Source organism: Sulfitobacter sp. GN1-4 (assembly GCF_055693825.1).
Window position 1 is genome coordinate 501,348 of the sequence record NZ_JBVFUQ010000003.1, and the last position, 21,153, is coordinate 522,500.

20 protein-coding genes, 1 tRNA gene and 4 pseudogenes are annotated in these 21,153 nt (G+C 59.0%); 17 read left to right on the forward strand and 8 right to left on the reverse strand.

Features of this window, described 5'->3' with window-relative positions; translation table 11 throughout:
• The first annotated feature begins 4 nt into the window (after nucleotides 1-4).
• The 8 genes and pseudogenes from ACZ1HM_RS03030 (at nucleotide 5) to ACZ1HM_RS03065 (ending at nucleotide 7,123) form a co-directional block, all read left to right on the forward strand.
• Nucleotides 5-820: an ABC transporter ATP-binding protein gene (locus tag ACZ1HM_RS03030; protein ID WP_472741139.1), complete on the forward strand. Its 816-nt coding sequence runs from the start codon at nucleotides 5-7 to the stop codon at nucleotides 818-820.
• 99 nt (nucleotides 821-919) lie between these two features.
• On the forward strand, nucleotides 920-1,927 hold the full coding sequence (locus ACZ1HM_RS03035) for a branched-chain amino acid ABC transporter permease (RefSeq protein ID WP_472741140.1): 1,008 nt from the start codon (nucleotides 920-922) through the stop codon (nucleotides 1,925-1,927).
• A 102-nt stretch (nucleotides 1,928-2,029) separates the two neighbouring features.
• The gene (locus ACZ1HM_RS03040) at nucleotides 2,030-2,440 is read left to right on the forward strand and encodes a hypothetical protein (protein WP_472741141.1); all 411 of its coding nucleotides are present in this window, start codon (nucleotides 2,030-2,032) and stop codon (nucleotides 2,438-2,440) included.
• Between the two features lie 84 nt (nucleotides 2,441-2,524).
• Nucleotides 2,525-2,812: pseudogene (locus ACZ1HM_RS03045) on the forward strand (ABC transporter permease subunit); the annotation flags it as partial.
• Between the two features lie 86 nt (nucleotides 2,813-2,898).
• A pseudogene (locus tag ACZ1HM_RS03050) lies at nucleotides 2,899-3,636 on the forward strand (branched-chain amino acid ABC transporter permease); the annotation flags it as partial.
• 77 nt (nucleotides 3,637-3,713) lie between these two features.
• Nucleotides 3,714-4,991, forward strand: coding sequence for an ABC transporter substrate-binding protein (locus tag ACZ1HM_RS03055; RefSeq protein WP_472741142.1), 1,278 nt, complete (start codon nucleotides 3,714-3,716; stop codon nucleotides 4,989-4,991).
• Between the two features lie 65 nt (nucleotides 4,992-5,056).
• A complete protein-coding gene (locus ACZ1HM_RS03060; protein ID WP_472741143.1) occupies nucleotides 5,057-5,884 on the forward strand; it encodes an ABC transporter ATP-binding protein in 828 nt (275 codons plus the stop codon).
• Between the two features lie 36 nt (nucleotides 5,885-5,920).
• Nucleotides 5,921-7,123 carry a phenylacetate--CoA ligase family protein gene (locus tag ACZ1HM_RS03065; protein ID WP_472741144.1) on the forward strand — a complete coding sequence of 401 codons (1,203 nt, stop codon included), beginning with the start codon at nucleotides 5,921-5,923 and terminating at the stop codon, nucleotides 7,121-7,123.
• A 196-nt stretch (nucleotides 7,124-7,319) separates the two neighbouring features.
• Here ACZ1HM_RS03065 and yghU read toward each other — a convergent pair whose 3' ends face one another.
• Complete coding sequence (gene yghU, locus ACZ1HM_RS03070) at nucleotides 7,320-8,198, reverse strand: glutathione-dependent disulfide-bond oxidoreductase (RefSeq protein WP_472741145.1); 879 nt, start codon at nucleotides 8,196-8,198, stop codon at nucleotides 7,320-7,322.
• Nucleotides 8,199-8,360: 162 nt separating this feature from the next.
• Here yghU and ACZ1HM_RS03075 point away from each other — a divergent pair, with 162 nt between their 5' ends.
• A complete protein-coding gene (locus ACZ1HM_RS03075) occupies nucleotides 8,361-8,765 on the forward strand; it encodes a hypothetical protein (protein WP_472741146.1) in 405 nt (134 codons plus the stop codon).
• 137 nt (nucleotides 8,766-8,902) lie between these two features.
• On the opposite strand, the gene ykgO is transcribed toward ACZ1HM_RS03075, so the two are convergent.
• Nucleotides 8,903-9,028, reverse strand: a complete 126-nt coding sequence (gene ykgO / locus ACZ1HM_RS03080; RefSeq protein ID WP_005850168.1) for a type B 50S ribosomal protein L36 — start codon at nucleotides 9,026-9,028, stop codon at nucleotides 8,903-8,905.
• Between the two features lie 73 nt (nucleotides 9,029-9,101).
• Nucleotides 9,102-9,176 (reverse strand) — tRNA-Val (locus ACZ1HM_RS03085).
• A 148-nt stretch (nucleotides 9,177-9,324) separates the two neighbouring features.
• Here ACZ1HM_RS03085 and ACZ1HM_RS03090 point away from each other — a divergent pair.
• Together ACZ1HM_RS03090 and ACZ1HM_RS03095 are read left to right on the forward strand one after the other, a co-directional pair.
• Nucleotides 9,325-10,186 (forward strand): annotated as a pseudogene (locus ACZ1HM_RS03090) (N-formylglutamate amidohydrolase).
• 99 nt (nucleotides 10,187-10,285) lie between these two features.
• The gene (locus ACZ1HM_RS03095) at nucleotides 10,286-10,870 is read left to right on the forward strand and encodes an NAD(P)H-dependent oxidoreductase (RefSeq protein WP_472741147.1); all 585 of its coding nucleotides are present in this window, start codon (nucleotides 10,286-10,288) and stop codon (nucleotides 10,868-10,870) included.
• On the opposite strand, the gene ACZ1HM_RS03100 is transcribed toward ACZ1HM_RS03095, so the two are convergent.
• Complete coding sequence (locus ACZ1HM_RS03100; protein WP_472741148.1) at nucleotides 10,862-12,115, reverse strand: DNA polymerase IV; 1,254 nt, start codon at nucleotides 12,113-12,115, stop codon at nucleotides 10,862-10,864. The genes ACZ1HM_RS03095 and ACZ1HM_RS03100 overlap by 9 nt on opposite strands.
• Before the next feature lie 17 nt (nucleotides 12,116-12,132).
• Between ACZ1HM_RS03100 and ACZ1HM_RS03105 the strand changes: the two genes are divergently transcribed.
• Nucleotides 12,133-12,402 carry a hypothetical protein gene (locus tag ACZ1HM_RS03105; RefSeq protein WP_472741149.1) on the forward strand — a complete coding sequence of 90 codons (270 nt, stop codon included), beginning with the start codon at nucleotides 12,133-12,135 and terminating at the stop codon, nucleotides 12,400-12,402.
• Between the two features lie 11 nt (nucleotides 12,403-12,413).
• The gene (locus ACZ1HM_RS03110) at nucleotides 12,414-12,581 is read left to right on the forward strand and encodes a hypothetical protein (protein WP_472741150.1); all 168 of its coding nucleotides are present in this window, start codon (nucleotides 12,414-12,416) and stop codon (nucleotides 12,579-12,581) included.
• Nucleotides 12,582-12,998: 417 nt separating this feature from the next.
• Here ACZ1HM_RS03110 and pyrF read toward each other — a convergent pair whose 3' ends face one another.
• The 3 genes from pyrF to ACZ1HM_RS03125 all read right to left on the reverse strand — a co-directional run bounded on the left by pyrF (nucleotide 12,999) and on the right by ACZ1HM_RS03125 (nucleotide 14,431).
• Complete coding sequence (gene pyrF / locus ACZ1HM_RS03115) at nucleotides 12,999-13,688, reverse strand: orotidine-5'-phosphate decarboxylase (RefSeq protein WP_472741151.1); 690 nt, start codon at nucleotides 13,686-13,688, stop codon at nucleotides 12,999-13,001.
• A gap of 65 nt (nucleotides 13,689-13,753) precedes the next feature.
• On the reverse strand, nucleotides 13,754-14,011 hold the full coding sequence (locus tag ACZ1HM_RS03120) for a hypothetical protein (protein ID WP_472741152.1): 258 nt from the start codon (nucleotides 14,009-14,011) through the stop codon (nucleotides 13,754-13,756).
• Between the two features lie 105 nt (nucleotides 14,012-14,116).
• Nucleotides 14,117-14,431: an orotidine 5-phosphate decarboxylase gene (locus tag ACZ1HM_RS03125; RefSeq protein ID WP_472741153.1), complete on the reverse strand. Its 315-nt coding sequence runs from the start codon at nucleotides 14,429-14,431 to the stop codon at nucleotides 14,117-14,119.
• Nucleotides 14,432-14,808: 377 nt separating this feature from the next.
• Here ACZ1HM_RS03125 and clpB point away from each other — a divergent pair, with 377 nt between their 5' ends.
• Together clpB and ACZ1HM_RS03135 are read left to right on the forward strand one after the other, a co-directional pair.
• The gene (gene clpB / locus ACZ1HM_RS03130; protein WP_472741154.1) at nucleotides 14,809-17,424 is read left to right on the forward strand and encodes an ATP-dependent chaperone ClpB; all 2,616 of its coding nucleotides are present in this window, start codon (nucleotides 14,809-14,811) and stop codon (nucleotides 17,422-17,424) included.
• A 112-nt stretch (nucleotides 17,425-17,536) separates the two neighbouring features.
• Nucleotides 17,537-18,055, forward strand: a complete 519-nt coding sequence (locus ACZ1HM_RS03135; RefSeq protein ID WP_472741155.1) for a GNAT family N-acetyltransferase — start codon at nucleotides 17,537-17,539, stop codon at nucleotides 18,053-18,055.
• Nucleotides 18,056-18,130: 75 nt separating this feature from the next.
• Here ACZ1HM_RS03135 and ACZ1HM_RS03140 read toward each other — a convergent pair whose 3' ends face one another.
• Nucleotides 18,131-18,613, reverse strand: coding sequence for a fasciclin domain-containing protein (locus ACZ1HM_RS03140; protein ID WP_472741156.1), 483 nt, complete (start codon nucleotides 18,611-18,613; stop codon nucleotides 18,131-18,133).
• 243 nt (nucleotides 18,614-18,856) lie between these two features.
• Between ACZ1HM_RS03140 and msrP the strand changes: the two genes are divergently transcribed.
• Together msrP and msrQ are read left to right on the forward strand one after the other, a co-directional pair.
• Nucleotides 18,857-19,765, forward strand: a complete 909-nt coding sequence (msrP, locus tag ACZ1HM_RS03145) for a protein-methionine-sulfoxide reductase catalytic subunit MsrP (RefSeq protein ID WP_472741157.1) — start codon at nucleotides 18,857-18,859, stop codon at nucleotides 19,763-19,765.
• Between the two features lie 26 nt (nucleotides 19,766-19,791).
• Nucleotides 19,792-20,396: pseudogene (gene msrQ / locus ACZ1HM_RS03150) on the forward strand (protein-methionine-sulfoxide reductase heme-binding subunit MsrQ).
• The last annotated feature ends 757 nt before the right edge of the window (nucleotides 20,397-21,153 follow it).

A 21,153-nucleotide genomic window follows, 5' to 3' on the forward strand; every position in this document is an offset into this window, starting at 1 on the left:
CGATATGCTGGACGATAGCAGCTATGTCACCGAGGACGGCCGGACCATCGGCGGCATCGTGATGGAGATGAAGAACATCACCCTGCGCTTTGGCGGGGTGGAAGCGATCAAGGACATCTCGTTTGACATCCGCGAGGGCGAGATCCGTGCGATTATCGGCCCCAATGGGGCGGGCAAGTCATCGATGCTGAATGTGATCTCAGGCTTCTATATCCCGCAGGAGGGTGAGGTGTGGTACAAAGGCACGCCGCGCCCGCAGATGAAGCCGTTTCAGGTGGCCCAACAGGGCATTGCGCGCACCTTTCAGAACATCGCTTTGTTTGAAGGCATGTCGGTGCTGGATAACGTCATGACGGGACGGTTGACCCAGATGAAGACGGGGCTTTTTTCGCAATCGCTCTGGCGGGGCAAGGCCGAGGCCGAGGAGATTGAGAACCGGGAAGTCGCTGAAAAGATTATCGATTTCCTGGAAATTCAAGCCATCCGCAAAACCCCGGTGGCGCGTTTGCCGTATGGTTTGAAAAAGCGGGTAGAGCTGGCACGTGCCCTGGCGGCGGAGCCTTCCATTTTGCTGCTGGATGAGCCGATGGCGGGGATGAACGTCGAGGAAAAAGAGGACATGAGCCGCTTTATCCTGGATGTGAACGATGAATTTGGCACCACGATTGCGTTGATTGAGCACGACATGGGCGTTGTCATGGATCTGTCCGACCGGGTGGTTGTGATGGATTACGGCAAAAAGATTGGCGACGGCACACCTGATGAGGTTCGCAACAACCAAGCGGTGATCGACGCCTATTTGGGGGTGGCACATGACTGATGGGCCGCAAGAGATGACCAAAGCGTTAAAAGTCACACAGCGTACACTGGCCGTGCACCGCGCGTGCACCGCCGTTGCCGCATCCAAGGAGATTTGAGCATGCCTGAACAGCTCCTTTTTACCATCGAAGTGATCCTGAACGGCCTGATGGCCGGGGTGCTTTATGCGCTGGTCGCATTAGGCTTTGTGCTGATCTACAAAGCCTCGGGCATCTTCAATTACGCCCAAGGCGTCATGGCGCTTTTTGCGGCGATGACTTTGGTGGGCATTCAAAACGGACAGGTGCCGTTTTCCCATTTGATCAACGCCATTTTGGGCACTGAGATCCACAAGTTTGGCTGGCATGTGCACAGCTTTGTCGCCATCGCGCTGACGGTGGTGGTGATGGTCATTCTGGCCTGGGCGGTGCAGCGGTTTGTGTTCCGCCATCTGGTGGGACAAGAGCCGATCATCCTGTTCATGGCGACCATTGGTCTGGCCTATTTCATGGAAGGCGTGGCCGACCTGATGTGGGGCTCTGAGCTGAAGACGTTGAATGTCTGCGCGTCTGAGGGCACCTGTCTGCCGCAGGGTTTGAACCTGTGGATTGATGAGACGACCTTCAACGCCTTTGGCTATGGGTTGTTCATCGACAACCTGGATATTGTCGCCGCGATTGTTGCCATCGTTCTGGTGGTGGGCCTGGTGATGTTTTCACAATACACCAAACAAGGCCGCGCGATGCGGGCGGTGGCCGATGACCACCAGGCCGCGCTGAGCGTCGGTGTCTCGCTCAACTTTATCTGGATCCTGGTTTGGTCCCTGGCGGGTTTTGTCGCCCTCGTGGCGGGCATCATGTGGGGGGCGAAATCAGGCGTGCAGTTTTCCCTGTCGCTGATCGCGCTGAAGGCATTGCCGGTGTTGATGCTGGGTGGCTTTACCTCAATCCCGGGGGCCATCGTCGGCGGGCTGATCATTGGTGTGGGTGAGAAGCTGTTCGAATTCCTGATCGGTGCCCCCTATCTGGGCGGCGCCACGGAGAACTGGTTTGCCTATATGCTGGCGCTCTTGTTCCTGGTGTTCCGGCCCCAGGGCCTCTTTGGGGAGAAGATCATTGAGAGGGTGTGACCGGGGGCTGCGCTGGGATGTGGCAGCGTGCCGGACCCCTCAAGCGGTGCCGTGCGGGGCAGAGCGCGGAAAGTTGTATTGGAAAGATGAAGCGGGGCTGAGATGAAAGCACTCCTGTTCAGCGTTGGGGTTGCCATGGCCGGTGCAGGGGCCGCGCAAGCGGCATGTTTGCCGATCGCAGAGCCCGCGCCGGTGCCCGCCATCGAGACGATGAAAGAGGCGTTGAGCCAGGGCGATGCGGCTGCGGCCTTTGAGGGGTTTGGCATTTCGCCTCAGGCCATGGACGAGTTGGTGGCAGACATCAGCAAAGCGATACCGGGCCCGGTTGAGGGCTGTGCCGCGATCAAGCGGTCGCGGCCCAGTGAGAACTTCGCAAGCGAGCTTTTTGTCATGCAGTCGCAAGGCACCTTCTATTTCTTTTCGGTGTCGGGGCTGGATTTGGACACGGGCTTTGTCATGCTGAATGTCCGGTACAGCACGGATTTCGATATCTTTCGGGCGCTGGTCTATTGACCGGGCAGTGGATGAACGAAGGCTTAGAGGGCGTCATGCGCGCCAACAGGGAGCACATCATCAGATGTGCTGAGGGAGACAAAGATGTTTTATCGTGAAGCTGGTGATTTCAGCACCACCTATGCGCAGGATCAGCAGACCTTTCCGATCCGGTTTGACCGGTATCGGTATTATGTCGTGCTGTTCATCGCCATTGTCATCGTGCCGCTGTTTATCAATGACTATTGGGCGAACTCCATTCTGCTGCCTTTCCTGATCTATTCCATTGCGGCGATTGGGTTGAATATCCTGACGGGCTATTGCGGTCAGGTGTCTTTGGGCACCGGCGGGTTCATGGCTGTGGGGGCCTATTCGTGTTATAAGTTCATGACCGGTGTCGACATCTGGTGGGGGGCGAGCTGGTCTTTCGATTGCCAGAGCTGAACATCTTTTTCGCCATCATCATGGGGGCGGTGACCACAGCTGTGGTGGGCGTTCTGTTTGGTCTGCCGTCGCTGCGGATCAAGGGGTTTTACCTGGCGGTTGCCACGCTGGCCGCGCAGTTCTTTCTGGTCTGGCTCTTTAACCGGATATCGTGGTTCTATAACTACTCCGCCTCTGGTCAGATCAACGCGCCTGAGCGGGATTTGTTTGGTGTGCTGATCACAGGCCCCAATACGGAGCCTTGGGCCACCTATCTTTTCTGTCTGTTCTTTACGATTGCCTGTGCGGTGATTGCGCGGAACCTGACGCGGGGCGCGCAGGGGCGCAAGTGGATGGCGATCCGCGATATGGACATTGCAGCTGAGATCATCGGGGTGAACCCGCTGCGGGCCAAGCTGACGGCCTTTGCGGTGTCGAGCTTTTTTGTAGGCCTGTCGGGTGCTTTGTTCTTTGCGGTCTATCTGGGTGCGGCTGAGGCGGGCGATTCATTTGGCATCCAGAAGTCGTTCATCGTGCTCTTTATGATCATCATCGGGGGCCTGGGCAGCATCTTTGGCTGTTTTGCCGGGGCGGCGTTTCTGGTGTTGTTGCCTGTGGCGCTGAAAGTGGTTGGCGTTGATATGCTGGGCTGGCCCACGGATATCGTGGCGCATGTGCAGCTGGTGATTGTCGGCCTGATGATCATCATGTTCTTGATCCTGGAGCCGCATGGGTTGGCGCAGCTGTGGCGTGTGGCCAAGGAAAAACTGAGATTGTGGCCCTTCCCGCACTGACGGGCGGCCATGAAAATAAGGTGGGGCCAAACCCCGCTCTGACAAAAGTCGGACAAATCCAAGGGAGGAAGATACCGATGAAAAAACTAGGAATTGCAACTTTTGCAGCCATTATGGCGGCTGCCCCCGTGATGGCGGACCTTGTGTTCCCATCCCTAAGCTACCGGACCGGCCCCTTTGCGGCGGGCGGTATTCCTTATGCGGATGGCTATGCCGATTACTTCACGCTGCTGAACGAACGTGACGGTGGCATTGGCGGTGAGGCCATTCGCCTGATCGAATGCGAAACGGCCTATAACACCGAAAAGGGTGTGGAATGCTACGAATCCACCAAGGGTGAAGGCGCGCTGCTGTATCAACCACTGTCCACCGGCATCACTTATCAGCTGATCCCCAAAGCGACAGCAGATGATATTCCAATCCACTCCATGGGCTATGGCCGGACATCAGCCAAGAACGGCAACGTCTTTAGCCACGTGTTCAACTATCCTGTGAACTACTGGGATGGTGCCTCTGCCGGTGTGAACCACTTCAAAGAGCAGGCAGGCGGATCGCTGGAAGGCAAAAAGATCACGCTGCTGCACTTCAACGGTGCCTACGGCAAAGAGCCGATCCCAACGCTGCAAGCGCTGTCTGAAAAGCATGGCTTTGAGCTGAACACCCTGGCGATTGACTTTCCGGGTCAGGAACAGAAATCCCAGTGGCTGCAGATCCGCCGCGACCGTCCAGACTATGTTCTGTTCTGGGGCTGGGGCGTGATGAACCAGGTGGCCGTGCAAGAAGCCGTGAACATCCGCTTCCCGATGGAGAACTTCATGGGCGTCTGGTGGTCTGGTGCTGAGATCGACGTGTTGCCAGCGGGCGAAGGCGCGACAGGCTACAAGGCGCTGGCGTTCCACAACGTGGGCACCGAATACCCGATCTTTGACGACATTCAGAAGTATGTTGTTGATGCGGGCAAAGCCGCAGGCGCGGGTGATCAGATTGGTACCGTTCTTTATAACCGTGGCCTTTACGCGGCATTCTTGGCGGCAGAAGCCGTGAAGAAAGCGCAAGAGATGACCGGTCAGAGTGATATCACCTCTGGTCAAATGCGCGATGCGATGGAAGCGTTGGAAGTCACCGCGGCGAATATGGACGCGGCAGGTTTGCCAAACTTTGGTCCTGAGTTTTCTGTGTCTTGCGAAAACCACGGTGGCCCTGGCCTTGTGGGTGTGGCGCAGTGGGATGGCTCGGCCAAGACCTGGACGCTGATCTCTGATTACGCGCCTTCCGACCAGGAAGTTGTGAATGCGCTGATTGAGGCGGACTCTGGTGCTTATGCCGCAGAGAACAACATCGAGCCACAGTGCTAAGATGAACCTGGCTGGCGGCGGGATGTCCCGCCGCCGGCACGCCAAGAGTTGAGGGAACGGCCAAGATGCTGGACAGCACAGAGACCCAACAAGCCACGATGCTAGAAGTCAGCAACATCGAGGTGATCTATAACCACGTGATCCTGGTGTTGAAGGGCGTGAGCCTGAAGGTGCCTCAGGGGGGCATCACCGCCTTGCTGGGCGGCAATGGCGCGGGCAAGACCACGACGCTCAAAGCGATCTCTGGTCTGCTGGCCAGTGAACGGGGCGAGGTGACAAAAGGCACGATCAAATACCGTGGCGAAGAGATTGCGCACGAAGATCCTGCGGATACCGTGAAACGGGGCGTGGTTCAGGTGATGGAAGGCCGTCACTGTTTTGAACATCTGACCGTTGAGGAAAACCTGCTGACCGGTGCCTATACCCGCACCGATGGGGCGGCGGCGATCCAAGCAGACCTTGAGATGGTCTATACCTATTTTCCGCGCCTCAAAGAGCGGCGCAAGAGCCAGGCGGGCTATACCTCGGGCGGAGAGCAACAGATGTGTGCGGTGGGTCGCGCGCTGATGTCCCGGCCTGAGACGATTTTGCTGGATGAGCCTTCCATGGGGCTGGCCCCGCAGCTGGTGGAGCAGATTTTTGAGATCGTGAAGACGATCAATGAGCGTGAAGGCGTGACCTTTTTGCTGGCAGAGCAGAACACCAATGTGGCGCTGCGCTTTGCCCACTACGGCTATATCCTGGAATCAGGTCGCGTGGTGATGGACGGCCCCGCCGCTGAGCTGCGGGAAAACCAGGACGTGAAGGAATTCTACCTTGGCATGTCGGATGAGGGGCGCAAATCCTTCCGCGATGTGCGCAGCTACCGCCGCCGCAAAAGGTGGCTGTCCTAACCTCACCGGCCCCACATACCTAAGACGAGAGACCCCATGCCCGAGACCTATTTTGACGATCTGGAAACCCGCAGCATGGACGCACGGCTGGCCGCGCAAACGGCTGCATTGAAAGAGCGTCTGGCTGGGATCACGGTCGCCTCTGAGGAATGGCAAGACGCAGCCGGTGCCGTGACAGGCCTGGACGATCTGCACAAGCTACCGGTGTTGCGCAAATCCGATCTGGTGCAATGGCAAAAGGCCAGCCCGCCTTTCGGCGGGATTGAGGTTAAAAACATCACCCATGTGTTCCAATCCCCAGGCCCGATTTATGAACCCGGTGGGGCGGGCCGCGATTGGTTCCGCATGGGGCGGTTCCTGAATGCCGCAGGGCTGGGGCGCGATGACATTGTGCAAAACTGCTTTGGCTATCACCTCACCCCGGCGGGGCATATGTTTGAAAGCGGCGCGCGCGCGGTGGGTGCCAAGGTGCTGCCCGCAGGGGTGGGCCAGACCGAGCTGCAAGTGACCGCCGCACGCGATGTGGGCACGACGGCCTATGCGGGCACGCCCGATTACCTCAAAGTGATCCTGGAAAAAGCCGATGAGATGGGCGTGACGCTCAACATCTCCAAAGCGGCAGTGGGCGGCGGCGCGCTTTTCCCCTCATTGCGTCAATACTACATCGACCGCGGCATATCCTGCCTGCAATGCTATGCCACCGCGGATGTGGGCAACATCGCCTACGAAAGTGCCGCGATGGAAGGCATGATCCTGGAAGAGGGAGTGATCGTTGAGATTGTCACCCCCGGCACCGGCATCCCCGTGGCCCCCGGTGAGGTGGGTGAGGTGATTGTCACCGCTCTGAACCCCGACTACCCCCTCATCCGCTTTGCCACGGGTGATCTGTCTGCTGTGATGGAAGGTGCCTCCCCCTGCGGGCGTACCAACACCCGCATCAAAGGCTGGATGGGCCGGGCGGACCAGACCACCAAGATCAAAGGCATGTTTGTGCGCCCCGAACAGGTCGCAGCCCTGGTGGCGCGCCACGGTGACGTCAGCAAAGCCCGCGTGGTGGTTGACCGCGAAGATGAACAAGACGCCATGACCGTGCATCTGGAAACCACCGGCACCGATGCGTCGGCCTATGCCGGGACAGTGGCGGAGGTGCTAAAGCTGAAAGGCGCGGTCATGATCGCAGCCCCCGGCAGCCTGCCCAAAGACGGTTTGGTGATCGAGGATCGGCGCAGCTACGACTAGATCCACTTTGCACCGGGTGCGCGCCCTTCGATCTTGTGGCGCCGTCTGCTTGGGTTGTTTTTGAGTTATAGAAGAAAGATGAAGCGGGACGGTCCGTGCTTCATCTTTCCAATATAACTTCATCTTAGACGTCCCCACGCGGCACCCTTTGCGTTCAATCACTCAAGGTGCCGCGCGTTTGTATCCTTGACCGGCGTCAGCTTTCGTCTTGGGCCGCTTGCAGCTTGTCTTGTGTCTTGGTCTCAAAATCTGAGGCGTCGTGACGTTCATGCAGTTGCAGGGACAGGTCATCGCCGAAGGCGCGGTTGACCATGCGGCCGCGGGTGACGGCGGGGCGGGCGTCGATCTTTTCGGCCCAGGCCATAAGGTTTTTGTAGGACGTCACATCCAGGAATTCAGCCGCATCATAGAGGCGGCCCAGCACCAATTGGCCGTACCAGGCCCAGATCGCCATATCGGCGATGGAATATGTGCCTGCCATCCACTCATTCTCCGCCAGGTGCCGGTCCAGCACATCCAGCTGGCGCTTGGTTTCCATGGTGAAGCGATTGATGGCGTATTCATCTTTATGGGGCGCATAGGCATAGAAGTGGCCAAAGCCGCCGCCCAGGTAGGGGGCGCTGCCCATTTGCCAGAAAAGCCAGCTCATTGCTTCGGTGCGTTGGGCGGGATCTGTGGGCAGGAAGGCGCCAAACTTTTCCGCCAGGTGCAGCATGATGGAGGCAGATTCGAACACGCGCTGGGGCGCATCGCCTGAGCGGTCCACCATCGCGGGGATTTTCGAGTTGGGGTTGGCATCGACAAAACCGGAGGTGAATTGATCGCCTTCCATGATGTTGATGATCCAGGCGTCGTATTCGGCACCGCTGTGCCCGGCGGCCAGCAGCTCTTCCAGCAGCACGGTGACTTTTACGCCATTGGGGGTGGCCAGTGAATAAAGCTGCAGCGGGTGTTCGCCCACGGGCAGGTCTTTTTGCGATGTGGGGCCGGCGATGGGGCGGTTGATATTGGCAAAGCGGCCGCCGCTTTCTGCGTCCCAGGTCCAAACGGCGGGGGGCGTGTAGGTATCTGACATGGATCTTCCTTTGTGCGCTGTCCGCACCAGTGCGCCACAGCAGTGCTGATTAAAATGAGAGCTTGGCCCAGCAAGTTCCAGCCGAAAGGGCAAAAGTGGCGGGATTTTGATCAGGCAATTTTGTAAACCACCACAGGAGACAGGCAAAGGTCGGAGGGGCACATGCGAAAGATACGCTCGATTGTGGCAGCCGCGCTGATGGTTTTGACCGGGGCAGGGCAGGCGGAGGAGCAGCGCGCGGGGCTGATGTGGAACAAGACCGGCTTGCCTGCGGTCTTTCCATTGCAGGTCATGACCGATCCCGGCCAGGACTACTATCTGACGCTGCGGGATGCTGAGACCGGGGACGCGGCGCTGGCGGCCTTTATCGAAGGGGGCGTGCATTTCCGGGTGTTGGTGCCACCGGGCCGCTTTGATCTGAGCTTTTCCACAGGGGCGGCCTGGCAGGGGGAAACAGATCTTTTTGGGCCGGACACCCGGCGGATTGTGGTGGCGGATCCACTGACCTTTCAGGTGGAGGGGTTGGCGAAGAAATCGGGGTATGTTCTGGATCTGCGTACAGAATAGGGCGGCTCGGGCGTGTAGGCCAGGGGCTTGGCCCTGAGCGCCTTCATGCCTTGCCAAAGGAATCCTGTCAGAGGGATACACATGAAAAAGGCCGCCCGAAGGCAGCCTTTTTAAAGATCGTTGGCATGTGCCGTGGCTCAGCCCTGGCGGGCTTTGAACCGGCGCTGCGTTTTGTTGATCACGTAAACGCGGCCCTTGCGACGCACAACGCGGCAATCCCGGTGCCGGTTCTTGAGCGAGCGGAGCGAATTGCGAACTTTCATGTCCATCTCCATCCATTTCGTGGCGCGAACCAGCGCCGGTTACGGTCAGGCCCTGCTGGGCCGGTGAATTCGGTGGTGGGCGATACTGGGATCGAACCAGTGACCCCTTCGATGTCAACGAAGTGCTCTACCGCTGAGCTAATCACCCACGTGCCGACACGAACCCTGCATCCCCAAAAAAATGGGGCGCGAAGTGACGCGCCGGTGGCAGGGCTATAAAAGGAGTCGACGGGACGATCAAGGGGGTTTTGGCATATGCCCGTTCTGGGCTATGTATAAGGCGAACAAGGAACAACATGACAACACGCCCCTTCGAAGTTGAGATGCCGGAACGGTCCCGGTCTTGCGTGGTTTTCGCATCACCTCATTCGGGGCGCAACTATGCGTGGTCGTTCCTGCGCCGGTCGGTTTTGGATGAACATGCGATCCGGTCGTCTGAGGATGCTTTTGTTGATCAGCTGTTTGACTGCGCGCCTTCCTTTGGGGCGGCCTTTATCAAAGCACGCGCGCCGCGCGCCTTTGTGGATTTGAACCGCGCCTGTGATGAGCTTGACCCGGCCCTGATCGAAGGGGTGCGGCGGAGCGCGCATAATCCGCGCATTGCCTCCGGTCTTGGGGTGATCCCACGGGTCGTGGCAAATGGGCGCGCGATTTATGACGGCAAGCTGACCCGGAGCGAGGCGCAAGAGCGGATTGATTATGTCTGGCGGCCTTATCATGCCAAGTTGCAGATGCTGCTGGATGCAGCCCATACCCGGCATGGCCAGGCGGTGTTGATTGATTGCCACTCCATGCCGCATGAGGCGATGGACGGTGTGGCGCGTGGCGGCGGCAAACGCCCTGAGATCGTGCTGGGCGACCGGTTTGGCGCGGCGGCCAGTGGCGATGTGGTGGACCGGGTTGAGGCGGCTTTTGTCCAGTGCGGGGTTCATCGTGACCCGCAACACGCCTTTTGCCGGTGCCTATATCACTCAGGCGTATGGCCGGCCCAGCCGTGGCCAGCATGCGGTGCAGGTTGAGATTGACCGCTCCCTTTATATGGATGAAACGCTGATCCGCCCCAACGGCGTCTTTGATGAGGTGCGCGGCGTCTTGCGCGGCGTGGTCCAAGAGATTGCCCTCATCGGGCAGGGCCGTGTGCCCCTGGCCGCAGAATAGCCGGTTTCACAGCACAGGCCCCGCATAGATTTCCTGCTTGACCTCAAGCGGGGTTGAGCCCCCAAGGTGCCGTAAGGCGCCAGTAGAAAGGGGGCTGACATGCATGTTTTGACCGTTTTGGACCACCCCGCACCGGGATCTTTTAGTGCCGCAGCCGCGGCGCGTTTCATGGCCGGGTGTCAGGACGCGGGACATCAGGTGGAATTGGCCGATCTGCATGCCGAAGGCTTTGACCCCCGCTGGTCTGAGGCCGACATCGCGCGCAGTGGCGCAGCAGCCCCTGAGACAGATATCGGACGTGAGCAAGAGCGCATTGCGCGCGCTGATGCGATTTGTCTGGTGTTTCCCCTGTTCTGGTGGGGCATGCCCGCGATGATGAAAGGCTGGATTGACCGGGTGTGGTCCTATGACTGGGCCTATAATGATCTGGATGACCGCGAAAAATCGCTGCAACCGGCCCGGCCTGGCATGCTGTTGGTGCCTGCGGGCGCACGGTCAGATGAGATCGAGGCGCTGGGCTATCTGGAGGCGATGCAAACGGCCTGGGCGAAAGGCACCTTTGGCTATTTCGGGTTCAGGCCCTTTCATCTTGAGCTGCTCTGCGGGTCCACCGGGTCTGTGGCCCGGCGGGATGCGCTGCTCAAGCGCTGTTATGATCTGGGCCGCAGCCAAGGATCAGCGTAGCGCGCGGCCTTTCACAATGGCTTTGCTGCCGAACCTGTCGCGGATCGCATCCGTCGCCCGTTCCGCCCGTGTGCGTTTTTCCGCCCCCGGATCAAGCAAGTCGCCTTCCATATCGGCATGCTCTCCTGCGCTCAGATCAGAGATGCCGCAGCCGATCAGGCGAAAGGGGCCCTCATCCTCAAGCTGGTCAAACAGCGCGCGGGCATGGCGATAGATGCGGTCGGCCAGCTGGGTGGGATCGTGCAACGACACCCGCCGGGTGAGCGTTTTGAAATCAGCGCGCTTCAGTTTCAGCGTCACGATGCGCCCGGCCAGTTCTTTGGCCTTGGCGCGGTCTGCCACCTGTTCGGACAGCCGCCAGATGTGGCCATCCAGAATGTCCCGGTTTGCCGTGTCCTCACCAAAGGTGGTTTCCTTTGAGATGGATTTCACCGGCTCATGGGCCGACACGCGGCGCCGGTCTTCGCCCCGCGCCAGATGCCACAGCCGTTCGCCCATGCCGCCAAAGCGGGCCACCAGATCCGCCTTTTCCCAGCGCAACAGATCAGAGAAGGTGCGCACCCCAGCTTTCTCCAGCGCGTCTTGGCTGACCGCACCCACCCCCCAGATCAGCTTGACCGGTTTGTCGCGCAGAAAGCTCTGCGTCTCGGCCTTGCCGATGATCGAAAAGCCATGCGGTTTATCAAGATCAGAGGCCACCTTGGCCAGGAATTTATTGTGGCTCAGACCGATGGAGCCTGTGAGGCCCAGCTCATCCTTCATGCGCCGCACCAGCCGGGCCAGCATCACCGCAGGGGCGGCCCCATGCAGCCGGGCGGTGCCGGTCATGTCCAAAAACGCCTCATCCAGCGACAGCGGTTCAATGGCGGGCGTCAGTTCTTCCATCATGGCGCGGATCGCGCGGGAGGCTTCGACATAGGCCTCCATACGCGGTTTGATGATCACCGCATCGGGGCACAGTTTGAGCGCCTGAAACATCGGCATCGCCGACCGCACGCCGCGGATGCGGGCCACATAGCACGCTGTTGAAACCACGCCGCGCCGCCCGCCGCCGATGATCACGGGTTTGCCGTCAAGTTCAGGGTTGTCGCGTTTTTCAACCGAGGCATAAAAGGCGTCGCAATCCATATGCGCGATAGACAGCTCTTGCAGTTCGGGGTGTGACAGCACACGCGGACTGCCGCAGGCAGGGCAGCGGCGCTGTGCGGGGATTTCTGTCAGGCAATCGCGGCAAAGGGCGGGCATGGGGGCACCATTCTGCTATGCTGTTATCATATGGCGTTTTGAAACGGTTGAACATGGTTTGGGCAGAGGATTTCGGCGGGGCAAAGGGCGCCCTTTTCTTAGGCGATGCGCTGGCCGTGATCCTGCGCGATGACATCCCCGGCCTGGCCTGGGCCGGACATTGGGATCTGCCAGGCGGCGGGCGCGAAGCAGGGGAAACCCCTTTGCCTGCTTTGCGCGCGAATGCGCAGAAGAGCTGGGGCTGGCCGTGCCTTTGGCCGCCATCGCCCTGCAACGCCGCTTTGTGAGCACGGCAGGCGTGACCTGGTTCTTCGTGGCGCATCTGCCCAGCACCCTGGCAGATGAGGTCCGGTTTGGGGATGAGGGGCAGGGCTGGATGCTGATGTCACCGGCGGCCTATCTGGCCCACCCCAAGGCCATCCCGCACTTCCAAGAGCGGATCCGCCTGACACGCAGCCCCCTGTGACACGCAGCACATGTGACGCGCACCAAGGGCTTCATCTTTCCAACTACAATTCCGGGGAGTCGCGCTTGCGCGACGGGGTAGAGCCCCCACAACAGCAGCCTCAGGCGCATCCGCGCGTGATCAAACGATAGCTTTTGCAAGAAAGCCCCCCGCTGCCTTAAGCGGGGGGAGGTGACGAACATCAGGAAGATCCAGTTCGTCGGGGAGTATCACCTAAGGTAAACTTACCACTTGGTCGAAATTTCCCATAGTCATGAATACCTGACCCGCGGGCCAAGGCCGGAAATGTGCTGTATTTGGCACAGTCACAAGTTGAAATGTGGATAACTCCGCGCAAACCCGCAGAGATCACAGCGACACCCGAATCTTATCCACAGAATTCTGCTGCTTTTCTGTGCAAATCGATTAACGCGGGGTTTACGGCAGGCTGTCGAGGATGGCCTGAGCGGCCGCTTGCGGGTCTGGCGCTTGCCAGATGGGGCGGCCGACGACGATGTGATCGGCACCATCGGCGATGGCGCTTGCCGGGGTCGCGACCCGTTTTTGATCTCCAAGATCAGCGCCCGCCGGGCGCACCCTCGGGGTGATGATCTTTTTGCCCGCAGCCTCTGGCAGGGCGCGGATGGCGGCGGCCTCTTGGGGGGAGGCAATGACCCCGTCCGCTCCGGCCTCAAACGCGCGGGCGGCACGGGTCAGCACCAGATCGGCCACATCGCCTTGCGTGATCAGAGCAGCGTCCAGATCAGCCCGGTCCAGTGAGGTCAGGATTGTGACGCCCAGGATCTGCAAGCCCGATCCGGCGGCACCTTCTTTGGCGGCGCGCACCACGTAAGGATCGCCATGCACGGTCAGATAATCGAGATCAAACTGCGCCAGCCCGCGCACCGCCGCTTCCACCGTTGCGCCGATGTCAAAGAGCTTCATGTCGAGAAAAATGCGCTTGCCGTGGTCCTGTTTCAGCTCATTGGCCAGTGCCAGACCGCCGCCGGTCAGCATCCCCAAGCCGATTTTATAAAACGACACCGCCGCGCCGATCTTGGTGGTCATTTCCAGCCCGGCAAGGGCGTTGGGAACATCGAGGGCGACAATCAGGCGGTCATCAGACATGGGGATCTCCAGTACGGCAAGGCTATGGGGTTGCCCTGCCGTACTGGTGGGGTGAGGTCAAGGGATCAGGCGGCTCGGGGGACGGTGGCCTGATCAGACCCCACGGGGGTTCGGGCCCGCAGATCATCGCGCGCGGCATGGCGTTGCTTGGCCTGCTGGCTCAGCCGATGCGCGGCGATGGTCAGTGGCATATTCAACGGCCCTTCAAACGCACAAGGATAGCGGTAGGTGCCGGTATCTGTGTGCAGCGTGACCAAGGCCTCAAAACTGCCGTTTGCGGGGTTGTAATGTACGTGCTCTGGGGTTGCTGTTTTAACTTGCATAACGCCTCCGGTGCCTGGCCCTTATCGTGGGCCCTGTAGGAAAGATGGCGATGGCGGGGGGCGCAAAACAGGGGAATAAACCCCGGTTTGCGTCACTCCTGTGGCTCAGGCCGCTGCCCGTTCGGGCCGGTCGATCATCTTTTTCAGCCAGGCGACGGGATCCACACCAGGGCGGCCAGCGCGCTGGGGCACCAGCGGGCGATCCGCCTCAGAGAACAGCCCGCCGCGTTGCTGATGCCGGCGGATGGCCTGTTTGCTCAGACCGGTTGCGGCTTCGGCAAAGCCCATGGAGATGGGGGCTGCGATGGCGCAGGCATAGGTGCGCACTGTTGCGTTGTCGTGCACCGTGACGGCCGCCTCAAAACTCTGGCTGGCCGCGTTGTACCGCACATCTTTCAACTGGATGGGGCAGGTGTACATGTCGTTTACCTCAATTATTGCTCGTCTCTTTTAGATATGTGGCTCAAGAATCAGGATTAAAAGGTTAACCCCGCTTAAACGGCGTCACAGCGGGTCAACTTTATGTAGGCTTAGGAATGATTGTTATTTATCAGTATCTTGCGAGGTGGTGAGCGCGTCCCCGCGTAAGCGGAAACTTGCCCGGTTTGTAACGGATTTGTAAATTTGGCGTTTGGTAAGCTGTTGAGGGCGCGCAATTTTCGCCTGATTACTGGCAGTTTCACGGATCCGTCATCTTGAATGCAAAACACCATTCCCCACATTTATTCCGAGGCCCAAAACACGCGTGCCGCCGAGCGGGCGCAAAGCAATCGGGCGCTTAACAAAAGGAGAGAGCCATGGACTTGAGCAAGTTCACGGAAAGATCGCGTGGTTTCATTCAGGCCGCGCAAACCATTGCCACCCGCGAAGATCATCAAAAGCTATCGCCTGAGCATGTGCTGCAGGCGCTGTTGGATGATGAACAGGGTTTGGCGAGCAATCTGATCGCGGCCTCTGGTGGTAATGCCGCCCGCGTGCGCGACGCGCTGGCGCTGAGCCTGGGCAAGATGCCCAAGGTGACGGGCGATGCCGCGCAGATCTATTTGGACACCACAACCACCAAGGTTCTGGCCGAGGCCGAAGCCATCGCCAAGAAAGCCGGTGACAGTTTTGTCCCGGTGGAGCGTATCCTGATGGCGCTGGCCATGGTCAAATCCGGTGCCAAGGATGCGCTGGATGCGGGCAAGGTGACGGCACAGGGTCTGAACGCTGCGATCAATGACATCCGCAAAGGCCGCACCGCCGACACGGCGAGCGCGGAGGACGGATATGAAGCCCTCAAGAAATACAGCACCGATCTGACCGCGCGGGCGCTTGAAGGTCGGATTGATCCGATCATTGGCCGGGATGAAGAGATCCGCCGCGCCATGCAGGTGCTGAGCCGCCGGACCAAGAACAACCCGGTGCTGATTGGTGAGCCTGGCGTGGGTAAGACCGCGATTGCCGAAGGGCTGGCCTTGCGCATCGTGGATGGCGATGTGCCAGAAAGCCTGCGCAACAAGCGGCTGTTGTCGCTGGACATGGGCGCGCTGATTGCCGGTGCGAAATATCGCGGTGAGTTTGAGGAGCGGCTGAAAGCGGTGCTGACCGAAGTGACCGAAGCCGCGGGTGAGATCGTTCTCTTTATTGATGAGATGCACACGCTTGTGGGCGCGGGCAAAGCGGATGGGGCGATGGATGCCTCAAACCTGCTGAAACCTGCCTTGGCGCGGGGTGAGTTGCACTGTGTGGGGGCCACCACCCTGGATGAATACCGCAAGCACGTGGAGAAAGACGCAGCCCTTGCCCGCCGGTTCCAGCCGGTGATCGTACAAGAGCCAACGGTCGAAGACACCGTGTCGATCCTGCGCGGCATTAAAGAGAAGTATGAGCTGCACCACGGTGTGCGCATCTCAGATTCCGCGCTGGTTTCTGCAGCGACCTTGAGCCACCGCTATATTACTGATCGCTTTTTGCCTGATAAGGCCATCGACCTGATGGATGAGGCCGCAAGCCGGTTGCGCATGGAGGTCGACAGCAAACCCGAAGAGCTGGACGCGCTGGACCGTCAGATCCTGCAGATGCAGATCGAGGAAGAGGCGTTGAAGCTTGAGGATGATGCGGCCTCAAAAGACCGGTTGGAGACCTTGCAAAAGGAGCTGGCCGATCTGAAGGACCGCGCCGCTGAGATGACAGCGAACTGGCAAGCGGAGCGGGACAAGCTGGCCTCGGCCCGCGATTTGAAAGAACAGCTGGACCGCGCGCGGGCCGATCTGGACATCGCCAAACGCGAAAGCAACCTGGCCAAGGCGGGGGAGCTTTCTTATGGCGTGATCCCGCAGTTGGAAAAAGAGCTGGAAGCGGCTGAATCCAACGAAGACGGCATGATGGTTGAAGAGGCCGTGCGCCCCGAACAGATCGCCTCGGTGGTTGAGCGCTGGACCGGTATTCCCGCAGGCAAGATGCTGGAAGGCGAGCGCGACAAGCTGTTGCGCATGGAAGAGACGTTGCATGGTCGGGTGATTGGCCAGGATGCGGCGGTCAAAGCCGTGGCCAATGCGGTGCGCCGCGCGCGGGCGGGGTTGAATGATGAAAACCGGCCCTTGGGCAGTTTCCTTTTTCTGGGGCCAACCGGCGTCGGCAAGACCGAGCTGACCAAAGCGGTGGCTGAGTTCCTGTTTGATGATGACAGCGCAATGGTGCGCATTGATATGTCGGAGTTCATGGAGAAACACGCCGTGGCGCGTCTGATCGGTGCGCCTCCGGGCTATGTTGGCTATGATGAGGGTGGTGTACTGACCGAAGCGGTGCGGCGCAGGCCCTATCAGGTGGTGCTGTTTGATGAGGTCGAAAAGGCGCATCCGGATGTGTTCAACGTGTTGTTGCAGGTTCTGGATGACGGGGTGCTGACCGATGGTCAGGGCCGCACGGTGGATTTCAAGCAGACGCTGATTATCCTGACGTCGAACCTTGGCGCGCAGGCGCTGAGCCAACTGCCCGAAGGCGGCGATATGGCCGCAGCCCGGCGCGATGTGATGGATGCGGTGCGCGCACATTTCCGGCCTGAGTTCCTGAACCGTCTGGATGAGACCATCATCTTTGACCGATTGGGCCGGGCGGATATGAACGGCATCGTGGACATCCAGCTGGCGCGTTTGTTGAAACGCTTGGCCGGGCGCAAGATTGCGCTTGAGCTGGAGGACGCGGCCAAGACCTGGCTGGCAGACGAAGGCTATGACCCGGTGTTTGGTGCGCGCCCGCTTAAGCGGGTGATCCAACGCGCGTTGCAAGATCCGCTGGCGGAGATGCTTTTGGCCGGCGACATCCGGGACGGCGACCGTGTTAGCGTGAGTGCGGGCAGCGAAGGGCTGATCATCGGGGACCGGGTTGCGGCCAGCAATCGGGACAAGCCCAATGATGCCACGGTGCATTAGCGCACTCTTATATATACGTGAGCGGAAGGCCGGGGCAGAGACCCCGGCCTTTTGCGTTTTGGAGCTTGGCGCGTGCTTTACAGCTGCGCGTTACTGACGCTAACTGAAACCCATGACCCGCCTGAGCACAGAACGCCTAATCCTGCGCCCCGTCACGCTGGCGGATGTGGATGCGCTGCACGCGGTTTTTTCTGACCCGCGCGCGATGCGGTATTGGAGCACGCTGCCCCACGAGAGCGTTGAGCAGACCCGAAAGCTGGTTGCCGGGATGAGTGCTGCTGATCCCGCCAAGCATCTGGAGTTGGCGATTGAGCTGCGGGGCCATGTCATCGGCAAGATGGGTTTGTGGGATATGCCAGAGATTGGCTATATTCTGCATCCTGATCATTGGGGGCAGGGCTATGCCACAGAGGCGGCGCGCGCGGTGATCCAACATGGGTTTGACGCGTTGGGGCTGGATCAGATCACTGCGGATGTGGATCCGGACAATGCGGTTTCCCTGAAGATGCTGGGCAAGCTGGGCTTTCAAGAAACGGGCCGTGAAAAGAACACGATCCAGATCGGTGGTAAGTGGTTTGACAGTGTTTATCTGGCCCTGACCCCGGAGGGGTTCACAGCGCACCAGGGCTGAGGGGCGCAAACGCATAGAAAAACCCGCTGGCGGGTGGCCAGCGGGTTCTGTTCATCACAAACGGATGAGGTGGTCTTAGGAGGCTGGCAAGATCACTTTGTCGATCACGTGGATCACGCCGTTGGATGTTTCGATATCGGCTGTGGTGACGGTGGCGTCTTCGACCATCACACCGTTATCAAGATCGATGGTGACGGAGGCACCCTGAACCGTCGCCGCCTCCATGTCATCAGTCAGGTCTGTGGACATCACTTTGCCCGGGACCACGTGGTAGGTCAGGATCGCGGCCAGCTGGTCTTTGTTCTCTGGCTTGAGCAGGGATTCCACCGTGCCTTCGGGCAGAGCGTCAAAAGCTGCGTCTGTGGGGGCGAAGACGGTAAAGGGGCCTTCGCTTTTCAGGGTGTCGACCAGGCCAGCAGCCTCAGCCGCAGCCAGCAGGGTGCCGAAGGAACCGGCACTTGCAGCGGTATCGACGATATCGGCTTTGTTTGAACCCGCGATGGCAGCGCCACCGATCAGCAGGGCGGCAATGCCGGAAAGTGCAGTTGTACGAAACATGAGAATTCTCCTTTGTGTGAATGGTCAGATGCGTACTGTTGCATCGTGAAAGATACGCAGGAGGGGCGGGTTTGGTTCACCGAAAGTTTGCGGTTTCTGCCCATAGTGGCAGAATGTCGCGCAACCGGCGCTGTGTAACCAAGTCTGACAAGTCGGTGTGATCGCTGTAATGAAGTGGCTTTGGGTTTGGCGGTGCACGCAACTGGACCTACCTAAGGATCAGACAAGGTAAGAGGAGCACCCATGGCCCACCGTTGGACAAACAAACTGACTGCTGCTGATGTCACGCCAGAGGCGGTCTATCTGAACCGGCGTCAGTTGATTGCGGGTGCTGCGGCAGGTGTAGGCCTGGCCGGGATTGCGGGCCGTGCCGATGCCGCCGCCGGTGAATTGGAGCCCAACTCCTGGGACGACATCACCTCTTACAATAACTACTATGAATTCGGCACGCGCAAAGATGACCCGGCCAAGTATGCGCATATGCTGACCACGCAGCCCTGGACGATTGAGATCGACGGGTTGGTGGACAAGCCTGGCACCTACAATTTCGCCGACATCCTGCAACAGATGACGGTTGAAGAACGCATCTACCGGTTCCGCTGTGTTGAGGCGTGGTCGATGATCATCCCGTGGAACGGGTTTGAGCTGGCGGATATGTTGAACATGGTCGGTGTTCAGTCCGGTGCGAAATATGTGGCCTTTGAAACCGCCTACCGTCCTGACGAAATGCCCGGCGTGCGCTTTCCCACGTTGGACTGGCCCTATGTTGAGGGGCTGCGCCTGGATGAGGCGATGCATCCGCTGACGATTATGGCCACCGGGATCTATGGCAAGACCATTCCCAACCAGAACGGTGCCCCCATTCGTTTGGTGGTGCCGTGGAAATACGGGTTCAAGTCGATCAAATCCATCGTGCGCATCACGCTGACCGAAGATGAGCCGCCCACCAGCTGGAACAAGGCGCTGGGCCGGGAATATGGTTTCTATAGTAATGTGAACCCGAACGTGGATCATCCACGGTGGTCGCAGGCCTCTGAACGTGTTGTGGGGGGCGGGTTGTTTGCCAAGCGCCAGCCGACGCTGATGTTCAACGGCTATGAAGAAGATGTTGCCGCCCTGTATGAGGGGATGGACCTGCGAGAGTTCTACTAAGGCGCGGCAGGGAAGACAGCGTGAGTATAATAGAGCGCATCAATGGCGGGCTTCGGCGGATCCCCACCTGGGCTGTCTATATACTCTATATACTACCCGCCCCTTACTACTTCTATCTGGCGCTGACCGGGGGGTTGGGGCCGGACCCGGTAAAGCCGCTTGAACACCATTATGGTGAGATTGCGCTGCAGCTTTTGATTATCGGTCTGTGCATTACGCCGCTGCGGCGTTTCTTTGGCCTGAACCTGATCAAGTTCCGCCGCACCTTTGGCGTTCTGGCATTTACCTATGTTGTGCTGCATCTGGCGGTCTGGGCGTTTCTGGATGTCCAAACGCTGGACCGGGTGGTGCAGGACATTATCAAACGTCCCTATATTACCATTGGCATGGCCAGCCTGGTTTTGATGCTGCCCTTGGCGGTGACATCAAACAACTGGTCGGTGCGCCGTTTGGGGGCGTCTTGGCGCAAACTGCATTTGCTGACCTACCCGGCCGTGATCCTGGGGGGCTGCACTATGTCTGGCTCGCCAAGGGCATCCAGCTTGAACCACTTCTATATATGGTCGTGATTCTGGGGCTGCTGGCGCTGCGTATTAAGAAGACACCCAAGGTATTGCGCCGCACAGCCTGAGATTTGCCGCTTTAGAAGGCAGACTCAGGGCGACTCGCAGGGGAATCTCTTGTTGGGCCACCTCCCAGTTCATGTGAATCGCCCCTGAATCGGAAAAATCACCCAAGCTGGCAGATTATTTTGGGGTGATTCAGCAGAATCTGGGGCGAGTCACCCCGCGATTCACCTGAACCGGGGCGAAAATGTTCGCGCAAACGGTCTGAGTCTGGGTCGCACTTGGGGGTAAGGCTGTGGATAACGCAATATCTAGGGATTTGCCGGCTGAAGCTGACCTATGGTCAGAGCAATAAAGCTGCTGCAAACGCGTTCATTTTGAAATATTCACGATCTAATACCCTGTTTTTACGGGAAAAATCAGGTTTCTGAGAAAAAATGCGGTTTTCTTGAAAAAAGGGGTTGCGGGTATCCCCCACTAACCGTAGAACCCCCCTCACCGGCGGCGCTGAGACGCACCAACGGGACGCCAAACAGACCACAACGAAGCGGAAACGCAGAGGGGTGAGACGGGAAAGCGGAAGAAATATCAGAGGTACTAGGGCGGGGCGCGCCAAAGAAGTTAGGGCGCATCTCAGTCTCTTTTGTCTCTACGCTCTTTGAAAACGAAAGAAACATGAAGAGATATGTGGGCGGTTTGGTTCATTCGATGGATCAACGTCTGTATATCGCGCTAGTAGGGGCAACCCGATGATCTAGTGTCAGCTTCACTGTTTGGACGGCTTTCGGTTACTTTGGTAGCTGAAGCACAACAAACAGATGA

Bases quoted from the DNA above. Each gene is read 5' to 3' on its own strand.
- ACZ1HM_RS03030 (WP_472741139.1), top strand. From the start codon at position 5: ATGCTGGACGATAGCAGCTATGTCACCGAGGACGGCCGGACCATCGGC.
- ACZ1HM_RS03035 (WP_472741140.1), top strand. From the start codon at position 920: ATGCCTGAACAGCTCCTTTTTACCATCGAAGTGATCCTGAACGGCCTG.
- ACZ1HM_RS03040 (WP_472741141.1), top strand. From the start codon at position 2,030: ATGAAAGCACTCCTGTTCAGCGTTGGGGTTGCCATGGCCGGTGCAGGG.
- ACZ1HM_RS03055 (WP_472741142.1), top strand. From the start codon at position 3,714: ATGAAAAAACTAGGAATTGCAACTTTTGCAGCCATTATGGCGGCTGCC.
- ACZ1HM_RS03060 (WP_472741143.1), top strand. From the start codon at position 5,057: ATGCTGGACAGCACAGAGACCCAACAAGCCACGATGCTAGAAGTCAGC.
- ACZ1HM_RS03065 (WP_472741144.1), top strand. From the start codon at position 5,921: ATGCCCGAGACCTATTTTGACGATCTGGAAACCCGCAGCATGGACGCA.
- yghU (WP_472741145.1), bottom strand. From the start codon at position 8,198: ATGTCAGATACCTACACGCCCCCCGCCGTTTGGACCTGGGACGCAGAA.
- ACZ1HM_RS03075 (WP_472741146.1), top strand. From the start codon at position 8,361: ATGCGAAAGATACGCTCGATTGTGGCAGCCGCGCTGATGGTTTTGACC.
- ykgO (WP_005850168.1), bottom strand. From the start codon at position 9,028: ATGAAAGTTCGCAATTCGCTCCGCTCGCTCAAGAACCGGCACCGGGAT.
- ACZ1HM_RS03095 (WP_472741147.1), top strand. From the start codon at position 10,286: ATGCATGTTTTGACCGTTTTGGACCACCCCGCACCGGGATCTTTTAGT.
- ACZ1HM_RS03100 (WP_472741148.1), bottom strand. From the start codon at position 12,115: ATGCCCGCCCTTTGCCGCGATTGCCTGACAGAAATCCCCGCACAGCGC.
- ACZ1HM_RS03105 (WP_472741149.1), top strand. From the start codon at position 12,133: ATGCTGTTATCATATGGCGTTTTGAAACGGTTGAACATGGTTTGGGCA.
- pyrF (WP_472741151.1), bottom strand. From the start codon at position 13,688: ATGTCTGATGACCGCCTGATTGTCGCCCTCGATGTTCCCAACGCCCTT.
- ACZ1HM_RS03120 (WP_472741152.1), bottom strand. From the start codon at position 14,011: ATGCAAGTTAAAACAGCAACCCCAGAGCACGTACATTACAACCCCGCA.
- ACZ1HM_RS03125 (WP_472741153.1), bottom strand. From the start codon at position 14,431: ATGTACACCTGCCCCATCCAGTTGAAAGATGTGCGGTACAACGCGGCC.
- clpB (WP_472741154.1), top strand. From the start codon at position 14,809: ATGGACTTGAGCAAGTTCACGGAAAGATCGCGTGGTTTCATTCAGGCC.
- ACZ1HM_RS03135 (WP_472741155.1), top strand. From the start codon at position 17,537: ATGACCCGCCTGAGCACAGAACGCCTAATCCTGCGCCCCGTCACGCTG.
- ACZ1HM_RS03140 (WP_472741156.1), bottom strand. From the start codon at position 18,613: ATGTTTCGTACAACTGCACTTTCCGGCATTGCCGCCCTGCTGATCGGT.
- msrP (WP_472741157.1), top strand. From the start codon at position 18,857: ATGGCCCACCGTTGGACAAACAAACTGACTGCTGCTGATGTCACGCCA.